Source organism: Longispora urticae (assembly GCF_053902585.1).
In genome coordinates this window covers 1-18,207 of record NZ_JAQZSH010000025.1, presented here as the reverse complement: position 1 = coordinate 18,207, position 18,207 = coordinate 1, and the positions used below count along the sequence as shown (strand labels likewise).

15 protein-coding genes and 2 pseudogenes are annotated in these 18,207 nt (G+C 70.3%); 8 read left to right on the top strand and 9 right to left on the bottom strand.

Annotated elements, in window-relative coordinates; all coding sequences use genetic code 11:
* Window position 1: 1 nt before the first annotated feature.
* Window positions 2–1,087 carry a redox-regulated ATPase YchF gene (gene ychF / locus PT931_RS15555; protein WP_456246451.1) on the top strand — a complete coding sequence of 362 codons (1,086 nt, stop codon included), beginning with the start codon at window positions 2–4 and terminating at the stop codon, window positions 1,085–1,087.
* A 235-nt stretch (window positions 1,088–1,322) separates the two neighbouring features.
* Here ychF and PT931_RS15550 read toward each other — a convergent pair whose 3' ends face one another.
* From PT931_RS15550 to PT931_RS15540, 3 genes and pseudogenes are all read right to left on the bottom strand, one after another.
* Complete coding sequence (locus PT931_RS15550) at window positions 1,323–1,952, bottom strand: DUF402 domain-containing protein (RefSeq protein WP_456246450.1); 630 nt, start codon at window positions 1,950–1,952, stop codon at window positions 1,323–1,325.
* 211 nt (window positions 1,953–2,163) lie between these two features.
* Complete coding sequence (gene cspE, locus PT931_RS15545) at window positions 2,164–2,373, bottom strand: transcription antiterminator/RNA stability regulator CspE (RefSeq protein ID WP_363730462.1); 210 nt, start codon at window positions 2,371–2,373, stop codon at window positions 2,164–2,166.
* Between the two features lie 241 nt (window positions 2,374–2,614).
* Window positions 2,615–2,884, bottom strand: a pseudogene (locus tag PT931_RS15540) (4a-hydroxytetrahydrobiopterin dehydratase); the annotation flags it as partial.
* 217 nt (window positions 2,885–3,101) lie between these two features.
* On the opposite strand from PT931_RS15540, the gene PT931_RS15535 reads away from it, so the two are divergent.
* The 5 genes from PT931_RS15535 to PT931_RS15515 are packed head-to-tail and all read left to right on the top strand — an operon-like array spanning window position 3,102 to window position 7,215.
* Window positions 3,102–3,482, top strand: a complete 381-nt coding sequence (locus PT931_RS15535; protein WP_456246579.1) for a (deoxy)nucleoside triphosphate pyrophosphohydrolase — start codon at window positions 3,102–3,104, stop codon at window positions 3,480–3,482.
* A gap of 46 nt (window positions 3,483–3,528) precedes the next feature.
* Window positions 3,529–4,527, top strand: a complete 999-nt coding sequence (locus PT931_RS15530; protein ID WP_456246449.1) for a FecCD family ABC transporter permease — start codon at window positions 3,529–3,531, stop codon at window positions 4,525–4,527.
* On the top strand, window positions 4,524–5,522 hold the full coding sequence (locus PT931_RS15525; protein ID WP_456246448.1) for a FecCD family ABC transporter permease: 999 nt from the start codon (window positions 4,524–4,526) through the stop codon (window positions 5,520–5,522). Before PT931_RS15530 ends, PT931_RS15525 begins: the two co-directional genes overlap by 4 nt.
* Window positions 5,519–6,298, top strand: coding sequence for an ABC transporter ATP-binding protein (locus tag PT931_RS15520; RefSeq protein ID WP_456246447.1), 780 nt, complete (start codon window positions 5,519–5,521; stop codon window positions 6,296–6,298). The genes PT931_RS15525 and PT931_RS15520 overlap by 4 nt, the downstream gene beginning before the upstream one ends.
* Before the next feature lie 11 nt (window positions 6,299–6,309).
* On the top strand, window positions 6,310–7,215 hold the full coding sequence (locus tag PT931_RS15515; RefSeq protein ID WP_456246446.1) for an ABC transporter substrate-binding protein: 906 nt from the start codon (window positions 6,310–6,312) through the stop codon (window positions 7,213–7,215).
* Window positions 7,216–7,264: 49 nt separating this feature from the next.
* On the opposite strand, the gene PT931_RS15510 is transcribed toward PT931_RS15515, so the two are convergent.
* From PT931_RS15510 to PT931_RS15485, 6 genes and pseudogenes are all read right to left on the bottom strand, one after another.
* Window positions 7,265–8,134 carry a hypothetical protein gene (locus PT931_RS15510; protein WP_456246445.1) on the bottom strand — a complete coding sequence of 290 codons (870 nt, stop codon included), beginning with the start codon at window positions 8,132–8,134 and terminating at the stop codon, window positions 7,265–7,267.
* A gap of 322 nt (window positions 8,135–8,456) precedes the next feature.
* Window positions 8,457–9,209, bottom strand: a pseudogene (locus PT931_RS15505) (succinate dehydrogenase/fumarate reductase iron-sulfur subunit); the annotation flags it as partial.
* Entirely contained in the window at window positions 9,199–11,079 is a 1,881-nt protein-coding gene (locus PT931_RS15500) for a fumarate reductase/succinate dehydrogenase flavoprotein subunit (RefSeq protein WP_456246444.1), read from the bottom strand. The pseudogene PT931_RS15505 and the gene PT931_RS15500, both read right to left, overlap by 11 nt.
* Window positions 11,080–11,880 carry a hypothetical protein gene (locus PT931_RS15495; protein ID WP_456246443.1) on the bottom strand — a complete coding sequence of 267 codons (801 nt, stop codon included), beginning with the start codon at window positions 11,878–11,880 and terminating at the stop codon, window positions 11,080–11,082.
* A gap of 126 nt (window positions 11,881–12,006) precedes the next feature.
* Window positions 12,007–13,368: a TldD/PmbA family protein gene (locus PT931_RS15490; protein WP_456246442.1), complete on the bottom strand. Its 1,362-nt coding sequence runs from the start codon at window positions 13,366–13,368 to the stop codon at window positions 12,007–12,009.
* Window positions 13,365–14,801: a TldD/PmbA family protein gene (locus PT931_RS15485; RefSeq protein WP_456246441.1), complete on the bottom strand. Its 1,437-nt coding sequence runs from the start codon at window positions 14,799–14,801 to the stop codon at window positions 13,365–13,367. Before PT931_RS15485 ends, PT931_RS15490 begins: the two co-directional genes overlap by 4 nt.
* Before the next feature lie 440 nt (window positions 14,802–15,241).
* On the opposite strand from PT931_RS15485, the gene PT931_RS15480 reads away from it, so the two are divergent.
* On the top strand, window positions 15,242–16,282 hold the full coding sequence (locus tag PT931_RS15480; protein WP_456246440.1) for an ABC transporter permease: 1,041 nt from the start codon (window positions 15,242–15,244) through the stop codon (window positions 16,280–16,282).
* A gap of 84 nt (window positions 16,283–16,366) precedes the next feature.
* The gene (locus PT931_RS15475; protein WP_456246439.1) at window positions 16,367–18,118 is read left to right on the top strand and encodes an ABC transporter substrate-binding protein; all 1,752 of its coding nucleotides are present in this window, start codon (window positions 16,367–16,369) and stop codon (window positions 18,116–18,118) included.
* Window positions 18,119–18,207: the final 89 nt, after the last annotated feature.

The window sequence follows — 18,207 nt, the reverse complement described above, 5'->3', positions numbered from 1 at the left end:
CGTGAGTCTTCAAATCGGGATCGTCGGCCTGCCCAACGTCGGCAAGAGCACCCTGTTCAACGCGTTGACCAAGAACAATGTCCTCGCCGCGAACTACCCTTTTGCCACGATTGAGCCGAATGTCGGCGTGGTCGGCGTGCCGGACGCCCGGCTGGCGGAGCTGGCCAAGATCCATGACTCGCAGAAGCTGCTGCCGGCCACCGTGGACTTCGTCGACATCGCCGGCCTGGTCCGGGGCGCGTCGAAGGGCCAGGGCCGGGGCAACGCGTTCCTCGCGAACATCCGCGACGCCGCCGCGATCTGCCAGGTGGTCCGCGCCTTCTCCGACCCCAACGTCGTGCACGTCGACGGCAAGGTCTCGCCGGCCGACGACATCGAGACCATCAACACCGAGCTGATCCTCGCCGACCTGCAGACCCTGGAGAAGGCTCTGCCCCGGTTGGAGAAGGAAGCCCGGATGCAGAAGGACAAGGCCGCGGTGGTCGCCGCCGCCAAGGCCGCGACCGAGCTGCTCAACGACGGCACCACGCTGTACGCGGGCGCGAAGGCCAAGGGCATCGAGACCGAACTGCTCCGCGAGCTGCACCTGCTCACCGCCAAGCCGTTCCTCTACGTCTTCAACGTCGACGAGGCCGAACTGGGCCAGGAGGAGTTCCTCCAGTCGCTCCGGGACCTGGTCGCGCCCGCCGACGCGATCTTCCTCGACGCGAAGATCGAGTCCGAGCTGATCGACCTGCCCGAGGAGGAGGCCCGCGAGCTGCTGGAGTCCGTGGGCCAGCACGAGCCCGGCCTGCACCAGCTGATCCGGGTCGGCTTCGCCACCCTGGGCCTGCAGACGTACCTGACGGCCGGGCCGAAGGAGGTCCGTGCCTGGACCATCCCGATCGGGGCCACGGCGCCCGAGGCGGCCGGCGTGATCCACACCGACTTCCAGCGCGGGTTCATCAAGGCCGAGATCGTGTCGTACGACGACCTGATCGCCGCCGGGTCGATGAACGCGGCGAAGGCGGCCGGCAAGGTCCGGATCGAGGGCAAGGAGTACGTGATGGCGGACGGCGACGTGGTCGACTTCCGCTTCAACGTCTAGCGCACGTCCGGTACGCGGGTCCGCCGGAGACGGCCGGCCCGCGTACCGCCGATCCGGGTTCGCGGCGGGGTGGGCACGCTGCCGCTGCCGCTGCCGCTGCCGCTGCCGCTGCCGCTGCCGCTGCCGCCGCCGGGTCGCCGGTCTGCCGCCGCCGCTGCCGGGACGCCGGTCTGCCGCCGCCGCTGCCGGGACGCCGGTCTGCCGCGCCCGGTCGGGCGGTGCCGTCCCAGCCTGGTCAGGCGGTGACGTCCCAGTCCGGGGGCAGGACCGACGGCTTCCACGACGGGTCGGGCCGGAAGTCGACCAGGGACCCGTCGAACGGGTAGCCGCCCGCCTCGACGAGGGCGACGAGCCGCTCGCCCTCCGCCCTGATCCCGGGGGCCTCCGCCGCGGTCCAGTACGCCCGGTGTCCGGTGCGCTCGGCGAACTCGTCCTCGTCCTTCCACGCCCAGGACCGGTCCGGCTCGACGCAGATGTCCAGCGCGAAGTCCGTGGAGTCCAACCCGCCGGACCGGCGGACGGACGGCGCCTCTAGGTTCACGTACCAGCCGGTGAACGTGCCCGCCAGGTCGAAGAACCACCAGATCGAGTGCGCGACGCCGGGCGGGGTCAGGATCAGCACCCCGGTGTCCCGCCACGGCCGGGGGCTCAGCATGGTGGGGACGGCGGACCGTTCGGCCAGGGTCATCCTGCGGATCAGGCCACCGCCGAGCGTGGTCCGGACCATCGTCTCGGAGCCGGCCGCCGTCCAGGTCAGGACGCCGCGGTCGTCGTCGCTGACGACCCGTGCGGTCTGGACCCACGCGATCCGGCCGTCGCGGTGCACGTCCCGCCGCAGGATCGTCTGTCCGGTTTCGAAGGTCATCCGGCGAGCCTAGGCCTGGAGCTCCCGCGCCCGCAGCCCCTGCCACGCCGATCCCCGAGCGGCCCGGAGGCCGCGCTGACTTCCGCCAGGCACCGGTGCCAGCGCGCACACCAGCCCCCGGCCCCAGCGAAGCACCGCGCGCGGACTTCCGGCCGCACACACAAAACTGGCCCGGTTCGCGTGATGCGAACCGGGCCAGTCTCAGAAAACCCTAGATCGGGCGGATGTTGTCCGCCTGCGGGCCCTTCTGGCCCTGGGTGATCTCGAACTCAACCCGCTGGTTCTCGTCCAGGCTGCGGTAGCCACTGGTCGCGATGGCGGAGAAGTGAGCGAAGACGTCGGCGCCGCCGTCGTCGGGGGAGATGAAGCCGAAGCCCTTCTCCGCGTTGAACCACTTGACGGTGCCCTGAACTGAAGCCATGTTTTTCCTCTAAATCTATGTGGGTTCCGCGCTGCGCGGATCCCGGTTACTCACGCACACAGTTGCCGTTGAGAAAACAAAACGCCTGTGGTCACTTCCCACAGGCGCACATGAATCACATGACAACTGACTGCGTAACACCACAACGGTAGCACGTCCCCGCCGGGTGTGGCGAGGTTTGTGGGCGGTCGAGTCAGGGCCCGGCGCAACCCGGCATACGGGGCGTGAACAGGAAGGAAAGTCACTCCGTGACGGTGCGGAAGGCGACGTCGATCCGGGCGGCGAGCGCCACCTCGGAGGTCGTCAGGGCGCCGTCGGGGCTGCGGAGTCGGATATGCGTCTGTCCGTCGGCGCGCCGGATCTCGGGGCGGAGCTGGAGTGCGTCCGCGAACACCTTCACCCGTTCGGTGAGGTCGGCGTGCTGGGCTTCGTTCAGGGGGAGGGTGCGCTGAATGTGGTCGGCGTCCCCCCGCCAGCCGTCGAGCTGGGAGAGCGCGTCACGCAACGCTGCGCGATCGAGCGGGTGAACGGTCCACCTCCGGTGTTGTGGGTTCGTGACCCAAGGGACGTCCCAGGTACATCAGCGGTGCCTAGAGTCTTCAGGTCACGGCCACCTGTGTCTACGGACACAAATTCGGCACGTCCGGATGTTCCGGACGCGGGTGCACAACAAATTTTCGCGCGATCTGGCACTGTTGTGCCCCGTGCAGAGTGAACCCGTGCTTCAGCTGATCGTCGGTGCGGCAATTGTCAGGGATGGTCGGGTGCTGGCCTGCGCCCGCGCCGAACCCCCGGAGCTGGCCGGTGGGTGGGAATTCCCTGGTGGCAAGGTCGAGCCCGGGGAGTTGGAGGTCGACGCCCTGCTCCGGGAGATCGACGAGGAACTCGCGGTCAAGGTGGAGGTCGGCGACCGGGTCGGCCCCGACGTGCTGCTCCCGCACGGCCGGGCGGTGCTCCGGATCTGGCTGGCGACCCTGGTCGGCGGCGAGCCGCAGTGCCTGGAGCACGCCGAGCTGCGCTGGCTCGCGGTCGACGAGCTCGACAGTGTGGCCTGGCTGCCGGCGGACGCCCCGATCGTCGAGGCGCTGCGGGAGTACCTCGTGCGCTGACTCACCGTGACTGGAAGCTTAGGGATGCCTACCCTACGCTGACGGAGTGCACCCGACCCGACGCGCGGCGGTGATCACGGTCGCCGCGCTCCTGCTCGCGGCGGTCGTCCTCGCCAGTCTCGCCATCGGCAGCAGGCCGCTCGCCCCCGGCGAGGTCATCCGTGCCCTGGTCGGGCACGACGGTTCAGAGGCCGCCACCATCGTGCGCTCGATGCGGGTGCCCCGGACCCTGATCGGACTGGCCGTCGGGGCGGCGCTCGCGCTCGCCGGCGTCGTCATGCAGGCGCTCACCCGCAACCCGCTCGCCGACCCCCGACTGCTGGGGATCAGCGGCGGGGCGTCACTCGGCGTGATCGTCGCGATCACCCTCTTCGGACTGGGCACCCTGCCCGGGTACGTGGGGTTCGCCCTGCTCGGCGCGACCCTCGCCGGGACGCTCGTCTACGGGGTGTCCGCGCGGGCCCGGGACGGCGCCAGCCCGGTCACCCTCGCGCTCGCCGGGGCCGCGATCGACGCCTCGTTCGGGGCCGTGGTGGTCGGGGTGCTGTCGGTGGACGGGCGGACCTTCGAGGAGTACCGGTTCTGGGTGGTCGGCGGGCTCACGGGGCGTACCCCGGTGATGGTTCTTCAGGTTCTGCCGTTGTTGCTGGTCGGGGGGCTGATCGCGGCCGGGATCGCCCGGGGGCTCGACGCCCTCGCGCTCGGTGAGGACGTCGCGAGGGGGCTCGGGCAGCGCACCGGGCGGATCCGGGCGCTCGGCGCGCTCGCCGTCGTCCTGCTCACCGGGTCCGCCGTCGCCGTCGCCGGGCCGATCGGGTTCATCGGGCTCGCCGTGCCGCACCTCGCCCGCGCGCTGGTCGGCGCGGACCACCGCTGGGTGCTCGCCACCGCCCTGCTGCTCGGGCCCGCGCTGCTGCTCGCCGCCGACGTGATCGGCCGGGTGGTCGTGCCGCCCGGCGAGGTGCCCGCCGGCATCGTCACGGCCCTGATCGGCGCGCCGCTGCTGGTCCTGCTGGTGCGCCGGGCCAGGACCGTGGCCGCATGAGACTCCAGGTCAAGATCGGACCGACCACCTTCCTGGTACGCCGCCGCAGCCTCCCCGTCGCGGCTGCCCTCCTCGCAGTGCTGGTCCTCGTCGTCCTCGGCGGCCTGATGCTCGGCGAGACCGTGCTGAGCCCCGCCGACGTGGTGCGCGGCCTGCTCACCGGCGACCTGGTCGTCACGGAGCTCCGGCTGCCCCGGATCGTGCTCGCCGTCGTCGCCGGGGCCGCGTTCGGGCTGGCCGGGGCGCTCGTGCAGGGCGTCACCCGCAACCCGCTGGCCAGCCCCGACGTGATCGGCGTGACCCAGGGCGCGGGGCTGACGGCGACGGTGGCGCTGACGTCCGGGGTCGCGTACGAGGTGATCGCGCCGTTCGCCGTCCTCGGCGGGCTGCTCGCCGCCGCGCTCGTCCTGCTGGTCGGCGCGCGCAACGGGCTCGCCGCGCAACGGTTCGTGCTCGCCGGGGTCGCGGTCGCCATGGCCCTGCGCGCCCTGATCGAGGTCGTGATCGTCGGCGCGGACGGCATCGAGGCGCAGCGCGCCCAGATCTGGCTGATCGGTTCCCTCAACGGCCGTGGGTACGCCGAGGCCCAGGTCATCGCCCTCGCCCTCCTGCTCGCCCTCCCCGCCCTGCTCTGGGCCGGCCGGGCCCTGGACACCATGGCCCTCGACGACGACACGGCCCGCGCGATCGGCGTCCGGCCCGTGGCGCGCCGGATCGGGCTGGCCCTGGTCGGGGTGCTGCTGGCCGCCGTCGCGGTCGGCTACGTCGGGGCCGTGGACTTCGTCGCCCTCGTCGCCCCGCAGGTCGCCCGCCGACTCTGGCGCTCCGAACGGCCGCCGCTGCTCGGGGCCGCCCTGGTCGGCGCGGCGCTCGTGGTCGCGGCCGACACCGCCGGCCGGGTCGCGTTCGCCCCCGTCCAGGTGCCGGCGGGCGTGTTCACGGCGGCGATCGGCGGCCCGTACCTGCTGTACCTACTGCTGAGGAGAGCCCGATGAGGCCACCCGTGGAGCTGTCGGCCCGGGGGCTGACCGTGGGCTACGACGACCGGACCGTCCTCGACGGGCTCGACCTGGACCTGCCGGGCGGCGCGTTCACCGTGATCGTCGGCCCGAACGCGTGCGGCAAGTCCACCCTGCTGCGCACCCTCGCCCGGCTGCTCAGGCCGCGCGCCGGCGTCGCCCTGATCGACGGCCGCGACGTGCACGCCACCCCCACCCGCGAACTGGCCCAGCGGCTCGGCGTCCTGCCGCAGTCCCCGCTGGTCCCCGAGGGGGTCACCGTCGCGGACCTGGTCGCCCGGGGCCGGCAGCCCTATCAGCGCTGGTGGAGCCAGTGGTCCACCGGCGACACGGTGGCCGTCGAGGAGGCGCTGCGGATGGCGTCCGTGGCCGACCTCGCCGACCGGCCCGTCGACGCCCTGTCCGGCGGGCAGCGGCAACGGGTCTGGATCGCGATGGCGCTCGCCCAGGACACCGACGTGCTGCTGCTCGACGAGCCCACCACGTACCTCGACCTCGCGCACCAGATCGAGGTCCTCGAACTGCTCCGCCGCCTCGACCGGCTCGACGGCCGCACCGTCGTCGCCGTGCTGCACGACCTGAACCAGGCGGCCCGGTACGCCGACCACCTCGTCGCCCTGCGCGACGGAGCGCTGGTCGCCCAGGGACCGCCGAGCATCCTCGACGCGGACCTCGTGCGGACCGTCTTCGGGCTCGACTGCGTGGTCGTGCCCTGTCCGGTGACCGGCGCTCCGCTGGTCGTACCAAAATAAAGGGGTTTGTGATGCGGAAGACTGTGGTGGCGGTGCTCGTCGGGCTGCTGGCCCTGTCCGGGTGCTCGGGCGGCTCGGCGGACTCCGCCGGGGAGACGCGCGACCTCGTGCACGCCATGGGCACGACGAAGATCCCGGTACAGCCGAAGCGGGTCGTGGTCCTCGACACCGACAAGATCGACACGGCGTTGTCCCTCGGCGTCGTCCCCGTCGGCGCGGCCACCGCCGCCGAGACCAACTCCCTGCCCGGCTACCTGAAGCTGGACCCGAAGAAGACCGCCCTCGTCGGCACCCTCCAGACCCCCAGCCTGGAGAAGATCGCCGCCCTGAAGCCGGACCTGATCCTCGGCTCCAAGTTCCGCCAGCCCGAGCTCTACGACGAGCTGACCAAGATCGCGCCCACGGTGTACACCGAGAAGGTCGGCGTCACCTGGAAGGAGAACTTCCTCCTCGACGGCGACGCGCTCGGCAAGGGCGCCCAGGCCAGGAAGCTGCTCGCCGACTACGAGACCCGCGCCCGCGGGGTCGGCAAGCCGCAGCTGAAGATCAGTGTCGTGCGCTTCATGCCCACCGAGATCCGGGTCTACGGCCCCGACTCGTTCGCCGGCATCGTCCTCCGCGACGCCGGGTACGGCCGCCCCGAACGCCAGCTCCTCGCCACCAGGGAGGACAAGCGGTTCGACAAGGTCAGCTCCGAGCGGGTGTCCGAGGTGGACGGTGACGTGCTGTTCGTGGCCGCGTACGGCGAGAAGTCCGCGCAGAAGCAGGCCGACACGGCGGTGAGCCCGCTCTGGCAGGGGCTGTCGGCCGTGAAGGCGGGCCGGTCGCACGTGGTGTCGGACGAGACGTGGATGACGGGCATCGGGGTCACCGCGGCGAACCGGATCCTGGACGACCTGCAGAAGTACGCGGCCTGAGGGGCGCCGGGCCGCACGGGCCTGGCGGGTCGCCCCGCCGGGCCCGGGGTCACTGGACCGCGATCGGCCCGCCCGCGTAGTCGACCAGGACCCGCGCGCCCAACGGATTGGGCAGCGTGACCTGGTACCTCTCCACGACGAGCATCGCGTCCTGCGCGCACCCACCCCTCGGGGGCTTGCCGGGGACCACCTGGTCGGTGAACACGGTCCGTAGGCCGACCGCGACGGAGGTGGCGGACTCGCGGATCTCCGGCTCGTACCGGTAGACCCTCGACCCCGGGCAGCCCTGCCGCGCCTTCGGCAGCGACACGGTGAAGGTGTTGCCCGAGAACCTCGCGTCGTCGCCCACCGAAACGCCCATGTTCAGCCCCCTCTCCGGCGCCCAGAACTCCGACTTCGCCAGCGCCGGAAACGCGAAGCTCACCGAGTCCGTGGTGAAGATCCAGGCGGGCAGGTCGAGCGGGCCCCGGTCCGTGCGCTCCTTCGCCGTGCCGAGAGTGACGGCCGTGACCGTCAGGACCGTCGGGGTCGCGCCGCCGGCAGGCTCCCCTCGGGCGACGAGCAGCCCGTCCCAGGCTTCGGCGGCCGAGCGCAGCGGCACGCCCTCCGGGGTGCTCACCGGACCCCGGGGCAGGCCGGCGGCGAGGACCAGTTTGCTGGTCAGCTCGGCGGCTTTCCCGTTCCCGGTCGGGTCGGCGCCCTCGACCGTGCTGGGGTGGTCGCCCGGGTTCAGGCGGACGAAGGGGCGCGGGGAACGGTCCACGGGGAAGGCGGCCCAGGCCGGGAGTGCCTTGTCGGAGATCGCGTAGCTCTGCGGTTCGTCCCCGGCCGCCGAACCGCTCGGGGAGTCGGACGGGGCGGTCCCGGAGGCGCAGCCGGTGAGGCCGGTCAGCAGCAGGAGTGCGAGGAGTAGACGCATACCGATGAGACGCGCCAGGGCGGCCGGGGGTTCCAGAGGCGCGGGTACCCCTCGGAACCGGCTCTTGATCCGCCCGACGGAGCGACATCGGCTCGGCACGTCGCTCGGCCTGGAGCGACATCCTCCCCGGCGCGTCGCCCGGCCCGGGGCGACATCGGCCCGGAGCGTCGCCCGGCCTGGAGCGACATCCACCCCGGCACGTCGCACGGCCCGGGGCGACATCGGCTCGGAGCGTCGCCCGGCCCGCCGTCCGGCGCCGGACACGGCGATGGCCCGCCCCCACCGGGAACGGGCCACCACCACGACGCCTCTAGCTGTTCGCCTCGGACCGCCGGAAGATCTTGCTACCCAGCCAGACCAGCGGGTCGTACTTCCGGTCCACGCCGCGCTCCTTCATCGGAATGATCGCGTTGTCCGTGATCTTGATGTGCTCGGGGCACACCTCCGTGCAGCACTTCGTGATGTTGCAGAAGCCCAGACCCTGCTCCTCGACCGCGTAGTCCTTGCGGTCGGTGCGCGCGTCCAGCGGGTGCATGTCCAGCTCGGCGGCGCGGATGAAGTACCGCGGGCCGGCGAACGCCTCCTTGTTGTCCTCGTGGTCGCGGACCACGTGACAGGTGTTCTGGCACAGGAAGCACTCGATGCACTTGCGGAACTCCTGGGACCGCTCGACATCGATCTGCTGCATCCGGTACTCGCCGGGGGCCACCCCGGCGGGCGGCGCGAACGCCGGGGTCTCCCGCGCCTTCTCGTAGTTGAAGGACACGTCGGTGACCAGGTCACGGATGACCGGGAACGTCCGCAGCGGCGTGATGGTGACCGTCTCGTCCTCGGTGAACGTGGACATCCGGGTCATGCAGCCCAGCCGGGGCATGCCGTTGATCTCCATCGAGCACGAGCCGCACTTGCCGGCCTTGCAGTTCCACCGGCACGCGAGGTCGGGGGTCTCCGTGGCCTGGAGGCGGTGGATGATGTCGAGAACGACCTCACCCTCCTTGACCTCGACCTCGAAGTCCTCCAGCTGACCGCCGGTGTCGTCGCCACGCCACACCCGGAACTGGCGCTTAGTTGCCATCGGTGAGCCCCTCCAGTTCCTCTGCGGTCATGTACTTCTTCAGCTCGGACTTCTCGAACAGGCTGAGCAGCTCGTGCGGCATCGGCGGCAGCGGCTGCGGGTTGAGCGTGACCTTCTCGCCGTCGAGCCCGCAGATCAGGTTGACCTTGCGCCAGGCGGAGTCCATCTTCCCGAAGTCCTCGCGGGTGTGGCCGCCCCGGCTCTCCTGCCGTTCGAGGGCCGCGAGGGCGGTGCACTCGGACACGACCAGCATGTTGCGCAGGTCGAGGGCCAGGTGCCAGCCCGGGTTGTACTTCCGCCCGCCGGTCGCCTTCACCCGTCCGACCTTCTCCCGGATCACCGCGAGCCGCTCGATCGCGGACTCCAGTTCGGCGGCGGTGCGGATGATGCCGACCAGGTCGCCCATGACCTCCTGCAGCTCGTGCTGGAGGGCGTACGGGCTCTCGCCGTCGTTCTCGAACGGCGACAGGGCGTGCGCGACGGCCGCGTCCACATCGGACTGCGCCACGGTCGCCGGGCCGTGCGCGGTGGCGTGCGCGGCGGCGTGCTCACCGGCCCGCTTGCCGAACACCAGCAGGTCGGACAGCGAGTTGCCGCCGAGCCGGTTGGAGCCGTGCATGCCGCCGGACACCTCGCCGGCCGCGAACAGCCCCGGGACCCGCGCCTGCGTGCTGTCCGGGTCGACCTCGACGCCGCCCATCACGTAGTGGCAGGTCGGGCCCACCTCCATCGGCTCGGAGGTGATGTCGACGTCGGCGAGCTCCTTGAACTGGTGGTACATCGACGGCAGCTTCTTGCGGATGTACTCCGCGCTCCGCCGGCTCGCGATGTCCAGGTAGACCCCGCCGGCCTTCGTGCCCCGGCCGGCCTTGACCTCGGAGTTGATGGCGCGGGCCACCTCGTCGCGGGGCAGCAGCTCCGGGGGGCGCCGGTTGTTGTCCGGGTCGGTGTACCAGCGGTCGCCCTCCTCGGGCGTCTCCGCGTACTGCTTGCGGAAGACGTCGGGGACGTAGTCGAACATGAACCGCTTGCCCTCGGAGTTCTTCAGGATCCCGCCGTCACCGCGGACCGACTCGGTGACCAGGATGCCCTTCACCGACGGCGGCCAGACCATGCCGGTCGGGTGGAACTGGAGGAACTCCATGTTGACCAGCGTGCCGCCGGCCCGCAGCGCGAGCGCGTGCCCGTCGCCGGAGTACTCCCACGAGTTCGACGTGACCTTGTAGGACCGGCCGATGCCACCGGTGGCCAGGATGACGGCCGGCGTCTCGAACAGCAGGAACTCGCCGGACTCCCGGACGTACCCGAAGGCGCCCGAGATCTTCCCGTCGGTCAGCATCAGCTCGGTGATCGTGGTCTCGTGGAACACCCGGATGTGCGACTCGTAGTCGCCGGTGGCCGCGAAGTCCTCCTGCTGGAGGGACACGATCTTCTGCTGGAGGGTACGGATCATCTCCAGCCCGGTACGGTCGCCGACGTGCGCGAGCCGCGGGTACTCGTGCCCGCCGAAGTTGCGCTGCGAGATCTTGCCGTCCGGGGTGCGGTCGAACAGCGCGCCGTAGGTCTCCAGCTCCCAGATCCGGGCAGGGGCCTCCTTCGCGTGCAGCTCGGCCATCCGGTAGTGGTTCAGGAACTTCCCGCCCCGCATGGTGTCCCGGAAGTGCACCATCCAGTTGTCCTTGGAGTTCACGTTGCCCATCGAGGCAGCCGCGCCTCCCTCGGCCATGACGGTGTGCGCCTTGCCGAACAGCGACTTCGAGATGATCGCGGTCTTCTTGCCGGCCAGTCGGGCTTCGATGGCCGCGCGCAGACCCGCTCCGCCGGCCCCGATGACCACCACGTCGTACTGGTACCTGTCAATATTGGTCATTTATCCCACGAACCTGAAGTCGGTGATCCACTTGGCCGCGACGGCCATCACGTAGAAGTCGGTGAGCGCCAGCGTGGCCAGGGTCGTCCAGGCCAGGCCCATGTGCCGGGTGTTCAACGCCGACACCCAGCTCCACAGCCGGTAGCGCACCGGGTGCTTGGAGAAGTGCTTGAGCCGGCCGCCCATGATGTGCCGGCAGGAGTGGCACGAGGCCGTGTACGCCCACAGCGCGATCACGTTGACCCAGAGCACCACGTTGCCGAGGCCGAAACCGAACCCGGTCGGGGAGTGGTGCGCGAGCACCGCGTCCCAGGTGTTGATCAGCGAGATGGCCACGGCCGCGTAGAAGAAGTACCGGTGCAGGTTCTGGCCCAGCAGCGGGAACTTCGTCTCGCCCTTGTAGCTCTTGTGCCCGTCCGGCACCGCGCAGGCGGGCGGCGACATCCAGAAGGCGCGGTAGTAGGCCTTCCGGTAGTAGTAGCACGTCAGCCGGAAGAGCAGCAGGAACGGCAGGGTGAGGGCCGCGTACGGCAGCAGCGGGTGGTCCGGGAGGAACCGGCCGAACTCCGCGGACGCCTCGACGCACCCGTTCGACACGCACGGCGAGTAGAACGGGGTGAGGTAGTGGTACTCGTCCACCCAGTAGTTGTTCTGCATGAATACCCGGACCGTGGCGTAGGTGACCCACGCGCCGAGCCCGAGCACGGTCAACAGTGGCGCCAGCCACCAGCGGTCTGTCCGCAACGTCTTGGCCGCGATGGCGGCCCGTGGCCGCGGCGGCGTCGTTGCCGTAGTCGTCATTCCCTGCGCTCCCTGAGATTCAGCGCTTCCGGCGTGTGTCGGCCCGGACGCCGTGGTGATCATCACTAGTGATCATCGCCACGTCGTCCGCGCCCGCACACGTTACGCCGTGGCCGCTGGGAGCGGTTACCCGGACGCGCCGCCGGTGAAGTTCCAGGACCCGAGGCGCAGTCCCGGCGCGGTCACCGTCTCCAACGACCAACTGACCGGGGTGGACTCGGCGACCGCCCCGACGCCCAGCACCGAACCCGGCGCGAGAGCCTCCGGGTAGGACTGGGTGAACCGCAGGTTCTGCACCGGACGGGTGATCACGCCGTCCTCGATCAGCCACACGCCGTTGCGGGTCAGACCCGTCACGACCAGGCTGCGCGGGTCCAGCACCCGGGTGTACCAGAAGTCCGTGACCAGCAGACCCCTGCGCACACCGGCGACCAGGCCACCGACGGAGTCGTCCGACACCGGGCCGTCCGTGTGCGCCCCGGGGGCCGCGCCGGTCGCCAGGGACAGGTGCGTCGGCCGGGGCCCCCAGCGCTCGCCGTCCACGACGGCGCTGCCGGTGGTGGCGGTGCCGGCCGCCGCGGCGGTGCGCCGGTCGTGCAGCGGACCCTCGGAGACCCCCTCCCGGATCAGCCACCGGGTGTCGCGCGGCGTGCCCTCCAGGTCGAACGGCATGCCCACCGACCGGGGCCCGACCGGGTCCTCGAGCAGCGTCAACGCCGGGTCGAACTGGGCCTCGCCCGGCCGCAGGCAGGACCGGCCCTCCGCGACGGCCTTGCCGTTGAACGCGTACGACGCGAGGAACAGCAGCAGGTCCTGTACGGCGCCGCGCTCCAGCACGACCTCGTACCGGCCCGGCGGCAGCTCGACCGCGTCCACGCCCGCGAGCGCCTTGGCCGCCGCGACCCGCCCGAGCCGGCCGCCGTCGAGCCCGTCGAGGGACACCCCGCTCCACCGGGCCACCCCGTCGGCGCCCGGCGCGCGGGCGATGCCGTCCATCGCCGCCGAGGAGGTCACCCCGGAGACCATGTGGCCGAGGGTGTTGCCGTAGGTGGCGGTGCTGGCGGTCGTCCGGCAGTACCCGGCCGTGGACAGGCCGCCGGCCGCGTCGACGAACGCGCGCACCGCCCGGGCCCGGACCGCCGGATCGGCCTCGGCGGTGGCCCGGTCGACGTTGCCGGTCCCGGTGGCCACGGTCGGCGCGGTCAGCCCCGGCCAGGTCGGGTCCGGCGGGCACAGCTTGGCCGCGGCGATGGTCCGCTCGACGAACTCGGCGAGCGCGGCCCGGTCGGTGACCGTGGTCGTGCCGCCGGCCGTCCGGCCGTCGAGGTGCAGCCGGAGCCGCACCGTGACCGCCTGGTCGGAGACGTTCTGGTGGATGAACGAGTTCGCGAACCGGGTCAGGGACAGCACCGAGTCGTCGATGTGGACGTCGGCCTCGGCGCGGCCGCCGACCAGGTCGAGCACCTGCTCGACGATGAGGTTGGTCATGAGCGCACTCCCACTCGTACTCCCTTGAAGCGGGCCGGGGCGGCGGGGTGGCCGGTGTGCCCGGTCTGGCCCGGTTGCCCCTTGCCGCAGTTCGGTGTGCCCCAGGGCACCGTCTCCGACGACAACATGTCCATGGACCGCCAGAACAACGGACCGATTCCGGTGTACGTGGGGTTGCGCAGCACCCGCCCCCGCACGCCGTTCTTCACTTCCCAGCCGATCTCGGTACCGAACTGGAAGTTGAGCCGCCGGTCGTCGATCGACCAGGACCGGTTCGTCTCCATCATCACGCCGTCGTCCGTGGCCGCGATGATCTCCTCCAGGGTGTGCGGACCCGGCTCCAGCCCGACGTTGGTCATCCGGACCATGGGCAGCCGCGACCAGCCGTCGGACCGGACGCTGCCGCCGTAGTCCAGCCCGGCGACGGCCGCGGAGTCCCGGCCGGCGAGTACGCCCACCCAGATCCCGTCGCGGACCGCGTCGCGGGCGGCGGCCGGCGTGCCCTCGTCGTCGTAGCCGAACGAGCCCAGCGCGCCGGGGATCGTCGGGTCGATCGTGATGTTCATCAGCTCGGAGCCGTACCGCAGGCTGCCGAGCTTGTCGAGCTCCAGCCACGAGGTGCCGGCGAACGCGGCCTCCCAGCCGAGGATCCGGTCCAGCTCGATGGCGTGCCCGACCGACTCGTGGATCTGCAGCGCCAGCTGTTCGCCGCCCAGGATCAGGTCGGTCGTGGTCGACGGGCACTCCGGGGCCGTGAGCAGCTCGCGGGCCTCGGCGGCGACCCGGGCGGCGTGCGCGGGCAGGTCGAGCTGTTCGACCAGCTCCCAGCCCGCCGTGCCGTACTGGCCGCGATAACACGGGTACGACCGGCGCTGGGTCTCGAACTCGCCGTTCGCGGTGGCGCTGATCCCGCCCCCGGACTTGACGACCTTCTGCTCGATCCGGTGCCCGGCGCTGGACACGAACCAGGACCGCTGCTCCCAGAGCTGGTAGAGCGCCTCGGCCTGGTCCGCTCCGCTGTCCCGCATGGTCCGGGTGACCGAGACGAGCAGGTCCCCCTTCACGGACAGCGGCACGGTGAACGGGTCGACCTGGCACGGGCCGGCCCAGGTGTCCTGCCGGACCTCGGTGGGGACGAGCTCGAGCGCCGGGCCGGCGACGAGCCCGCTGGCCTTGGCGATGGCCGTCGCGGCGTTCCCCGCCTCGCGCGCGGCCTTCTCGGTCAGGTCGGGCACGGCCTGGAAGCCCCAGGACGAGCCGACGAGGGCGCGGACGCCGATCCCGGCGTCCTCCTGCTGGGTGAGATCCTCGATCTCCCCGTTCCGAGCGGACATCGATTCGTAGCGCCGACTCATGACCCGCGCGTCGGCGTACCGCGCGCCAGCGGCCAGAGCGGCCTCGACGGCCGCGGTGGCGACGTCGAATAGTGCCATATGTGAACCTCCTGCATGGACGTTGTGACCAGCGTTGCACGGTGGGGAGCCCCCCAGGTACCTCTATTGCCTTGCGCGGGGCCCTCCCATTCGGCAAAGTCTCTTGTCAGAAGTGGTGACGCGGGGGCGAGCCGAGCGGGGCGGGGTGGCGACTAGCCAGCTCGTGATTCAACGTGAGTGCGATGCGCTACCCGCCGCACAGCGATCACTACTGATGGTGACGCAAAATCTGGACAAACCCCCGGTACACCACTTTTTCCATAAAGCTCTTATCATTGCCTTTCGCGGGTAAAACCGGTCCAATCAACCGGGTATTTGGGCCCGCGTGACCGAGCTGTTATCGGAACGATGCAGCGCGGCGTCCACGAAGTCCGTGACGCCCGCTACTTTTCCGACGTGGGAGGGCGAGACGGGCCCACCCGCTTGGAGGAGGCACGTTCATGAGCGATACGAAGTCGACCGGCGCGGGGCAGGCCCCCGAAGCTGGCGCGACCCTGGTGGCGGACGCCCCCGAGGCGAAGAAGACCGCTATCGTCGGCCGATCCCCGGGCAAGCTCGCCTGGATGCGGCTCAAGCGCGACAGGGTCGGTGTCTTCTCGCTGGGCATTGTCCTTCTCTTCTTCGTCGTGGCCGCCCTGGCCGACGTGATCGAACTGATCTACGGCTACGGCCCGCGCACCCTGAACTCGAACCTGCTGAACGACGAGGGCCGCCCGCTCGGCGTCCTCGGCGGCATCACCTTCAGCTCGGACGGCCCGTCCAAGCACATCCACATCCTGGGTGTCGAGCCGCAGGTCGGCCGGGACATGTTCATGCAGCTGGTCTTCGGCGCGCGCACCTCGCTGCTGATCTCGGTCCTCGCGACCGTGATCTCCCTGGTGATCGGGGTCGTGATCGGCATCGTCGCCGCCTACGTGGGCGGCTGGGTCGACACCTTCCTGAACTGGTTCACCGACTACATGCTGGCGTTCCCGTTCCTGATCTTCGCCTTCGCGGCCATCCCGATCGTCAACACGTGGCTCGCTGACGACAAGGGCGAGGTCGGCGAGTGGAGCCGGATCTGGACGATCATCGTGATCTTCTCGGTCTTCGGCTGGATGGGCACGGCCCGACTGGTCCGCGGCCAGGTCCTCTCGCTCCGTGAGCGGGAGTACATCGAGGCGGCCCGCGCGGCGGGTGCCGGTCTCGGTCACATCCTGTTCCGCCAGCTCCTCCCGAACCTCTGGGCCCCGATCCTGGTGACCTTCTCCCTGGCGGTGCCGGCGACGGTGACCGGCGAGGCGGCCCTGTCCTTCCTCGGTATCGGCGTGGTGGAGCCGACGCCGGACTGGGGACGCATGATCAACAACAGCGTGCTCTGGTACCGCGAGGAGCCGATGTACATGCTGATCCCCGGTGTTTCGATCTTCATCCTGGTGCTCGCCTTCAACTTGTTCGGCGACGCCCTCCGCGACGCGCTCGACCCCAAGTCGACGAAGTAGCGGCTGCACCACCCATAGTCGTCCCACACCTGGACTGGTCCTTCCGGACGAGCCCTGAGTGTCGGGCCTGAGAGAGGAGATACCGTGCGACACCGCGTACGGGTGCTGACCATCAGCGCCCTCGCCATCGGCCTCGCCGCCGCTGGTTGCAGCAAGACCGAGAACAGCAAGGGCGAGGAAAACGCCAAGGAGCAGAAGCAGTCGATCTCGATCGACCTGAAGGGCACCACCCCGGTCCCGGCCCCCGAGGTCAAGGACGCTCGCAAGGGTGGACAGGTCCTGTGGCTCCAGGATGGCAACTTCGAGCACCTCGACCCGCAGCAGATCTACGTGGGCGACGCGCTGAGCTTCAGCACGAACCTTTTCCACCGCACGCTGACCGCGTACATCGAGCCGACGGAGGAGGGTGGCACGGTCAAGATCGTCGGTGACCTCGCCATCAACGCCGGTGAGAGCTCCGAGGGCGGCAAGGTGTGGAAGTACACCCTGCGTGACGGCCTCAAGTACGACGACGGTAGCCCGATCAAGAGCGCTGACATCAAGCACTCGATCGCCCGTTCGTTCGGCACGTTCGGTCAGCAGGGCGCGCAGTACATCCAGAACGCGCTCGACCCGGACCGCAAGTACCAGGGCCCGGACGCGGCGACCGGTGACGCTGGCGTCCCCGGTGTGGCCACCCCGGACGACAAGACGATCATCTTCACGTTCAAGGACCCGCACCCGGAGTTCCCGGCCCTGGCCGTGTACCCGAACACCACCCCGGTGCCGGCTGCCAAGGACACTGGCGCGAAGTACGAGGAGGAGTGGGTCTCCTCCGGTCCGTACAAGCGCAAGGAATACAAGATCGACAACTACCTCCTCCTGGAGCGGAACCCGAACTGGGACCCGAAGACCGACCCGGTCCGTCACCAGTACCCGGACACCATCAAGGTGGACTTCACCCCGAACCGCGCGACCCAGACCCAGCGTCTGATCGCGAGCCAGGGTGAGGACGGCGCGGCGACGATGACCTCCAGCGTCGCGCAGGAGAACATCTCGACCGTCGCGGCCGACCCGGAGCTGACCAAGCGGGTCCTGTCCGGCGTCACGCCGTACGCCAACTACATCAACATCAACACCACCAAGGTGACTGACGTTGACGTTCGTCGGGCCCTGATCTACGCGTACGACAAGGACGCGGCGATCAAGAACGCCGGCGGTAGCAAGGTCGCCGTCCCGTCGACGACGATCACGGCGCAGAACGTTCCGGGTTACCAGAACTTCGACGTCTACAAGGCCGGCCCCAACGGTGACGTTGCCAAGGCGAAGACGCTGCTCACCGGCAAGACCGTGCCGAAGCTGTCCTACTGCTTCGCCAACACGGCCGCTGGTCAGAAGGCCGCTGCGATCGTCAAGTCCAGCTTCGAGCGGGAGAACCTCTTCCAGATCGCGCTGAACCCGATCGACCGCAAGGACTACTACACCACCATCGGCAAGAAGGACACGACCTGTGACCTGATGGCCTCTGGCTGGGGTGCTGACTACCCGGACAACAACTCGACCCTTGGTGTCCTCATGGACGGCAAGCAGATCAAGGCCGAGGGCAACAACAACTACTCGTACTTCAACGACGAGGGCATCAACAAGAAGCTCGCCGACCTCCGCCTCGAGCCCGACCGTGCCAAGGCCGCCAAGGCCTACGGTGACCTCGACAAGGAGATCATGGAGAAGCACGCTCCGCTGATCCCGACCGTTTACACGCGGGCGTACACCCTGATCGGCACCAAGCTGGGTGGGGCGTTCCTGAGCCCCAACTACGCGCAGGTCAACCTCACCAACGTCTACGTCAAGGCGTAGTTGACGGTGACCCTGGCGAGCGGCGTCTCCTCCGAGTAGGGGGCGCCGCACGCCGCGGGGGGCCCGGGGTSTTCACCGGGCGCCCGCGG

Coding starts and splice junctions, on each gene's coding strand:
- PT931_RS15550 (WP_456246450.1), bottom strand. CDS start 1,952: ATGACCTTCGAAACCGGACAGACGATCCTGCGGCGGGACGTGCACCGC.
- cspE (WP_363730462.1), bottom strand. CDS start 2,373: ATGGCTTCAGTTCAGGGCACCGTCAAGTGGTTCAACGCGGAGAAGGGC.
- PT931_RS15525 (WP_456246448.1), top strand. CDS start 4,524: ATGAGACTCCAGGTCAAGATCGGACCGACCACCTTCCTGGTACGCCGC.
- PT931_RS15520 (WP_456246447.1), top strand. CDS start 5,519: ATGAGGCCACCCGTGGAGCTGTCGGCCCGGGGGCTGACCGTGGGCTAC.
- PT931_RS15515 (WP_456246446.1), top strand. CDS start 6,310: ATGCGGAAGACTGTGGTGGCGGTGCTCGTCGGGCTGCTGGCCCTGTCC.
- PT931_RS15510 (WP_456246445.1), bottom strand. CDS start 8,134: ATGCGTCTACTCCTCGCACTCCTGCTGCTGACCGGCCTCACCGGCTGC.
- PT931_RS15500 (WP_456246444.1), bottom strand. CDS start 11,079: ATGACCAATATTGACAGGTACCAGTACGACGTGGTGGTCATCGGGGCC.
- PT931_RS15495 (WP_456246443.1), bottom strand. CDS start 11,880: ATGACGACTACGGCAACGACGCCGCCGCGGCCACGGGCCGCCATCGCG.
- PT931_RS15490 (WP_456246442.1), bottom strand. CDS start 13,368: ATGACCAACCTCATCGTCGAGCAGGTGCTCGACCTGGTCGGCGGCCGC.
- PT931_RS15485 (WP_456246441.1), bottom strand. CDS start 14,801: ATGGCACTATTCGACGTCGCCACCGCGGCCGTCGAGGCCGCTCTGGCC.
- PT931_RS15480 (WP_456246440.1), top strand. CDS start 15,242: ATGAGCGATACGAAGTCGACCGGCGCGGGGCAGGCCCCCGAAGCTGGC.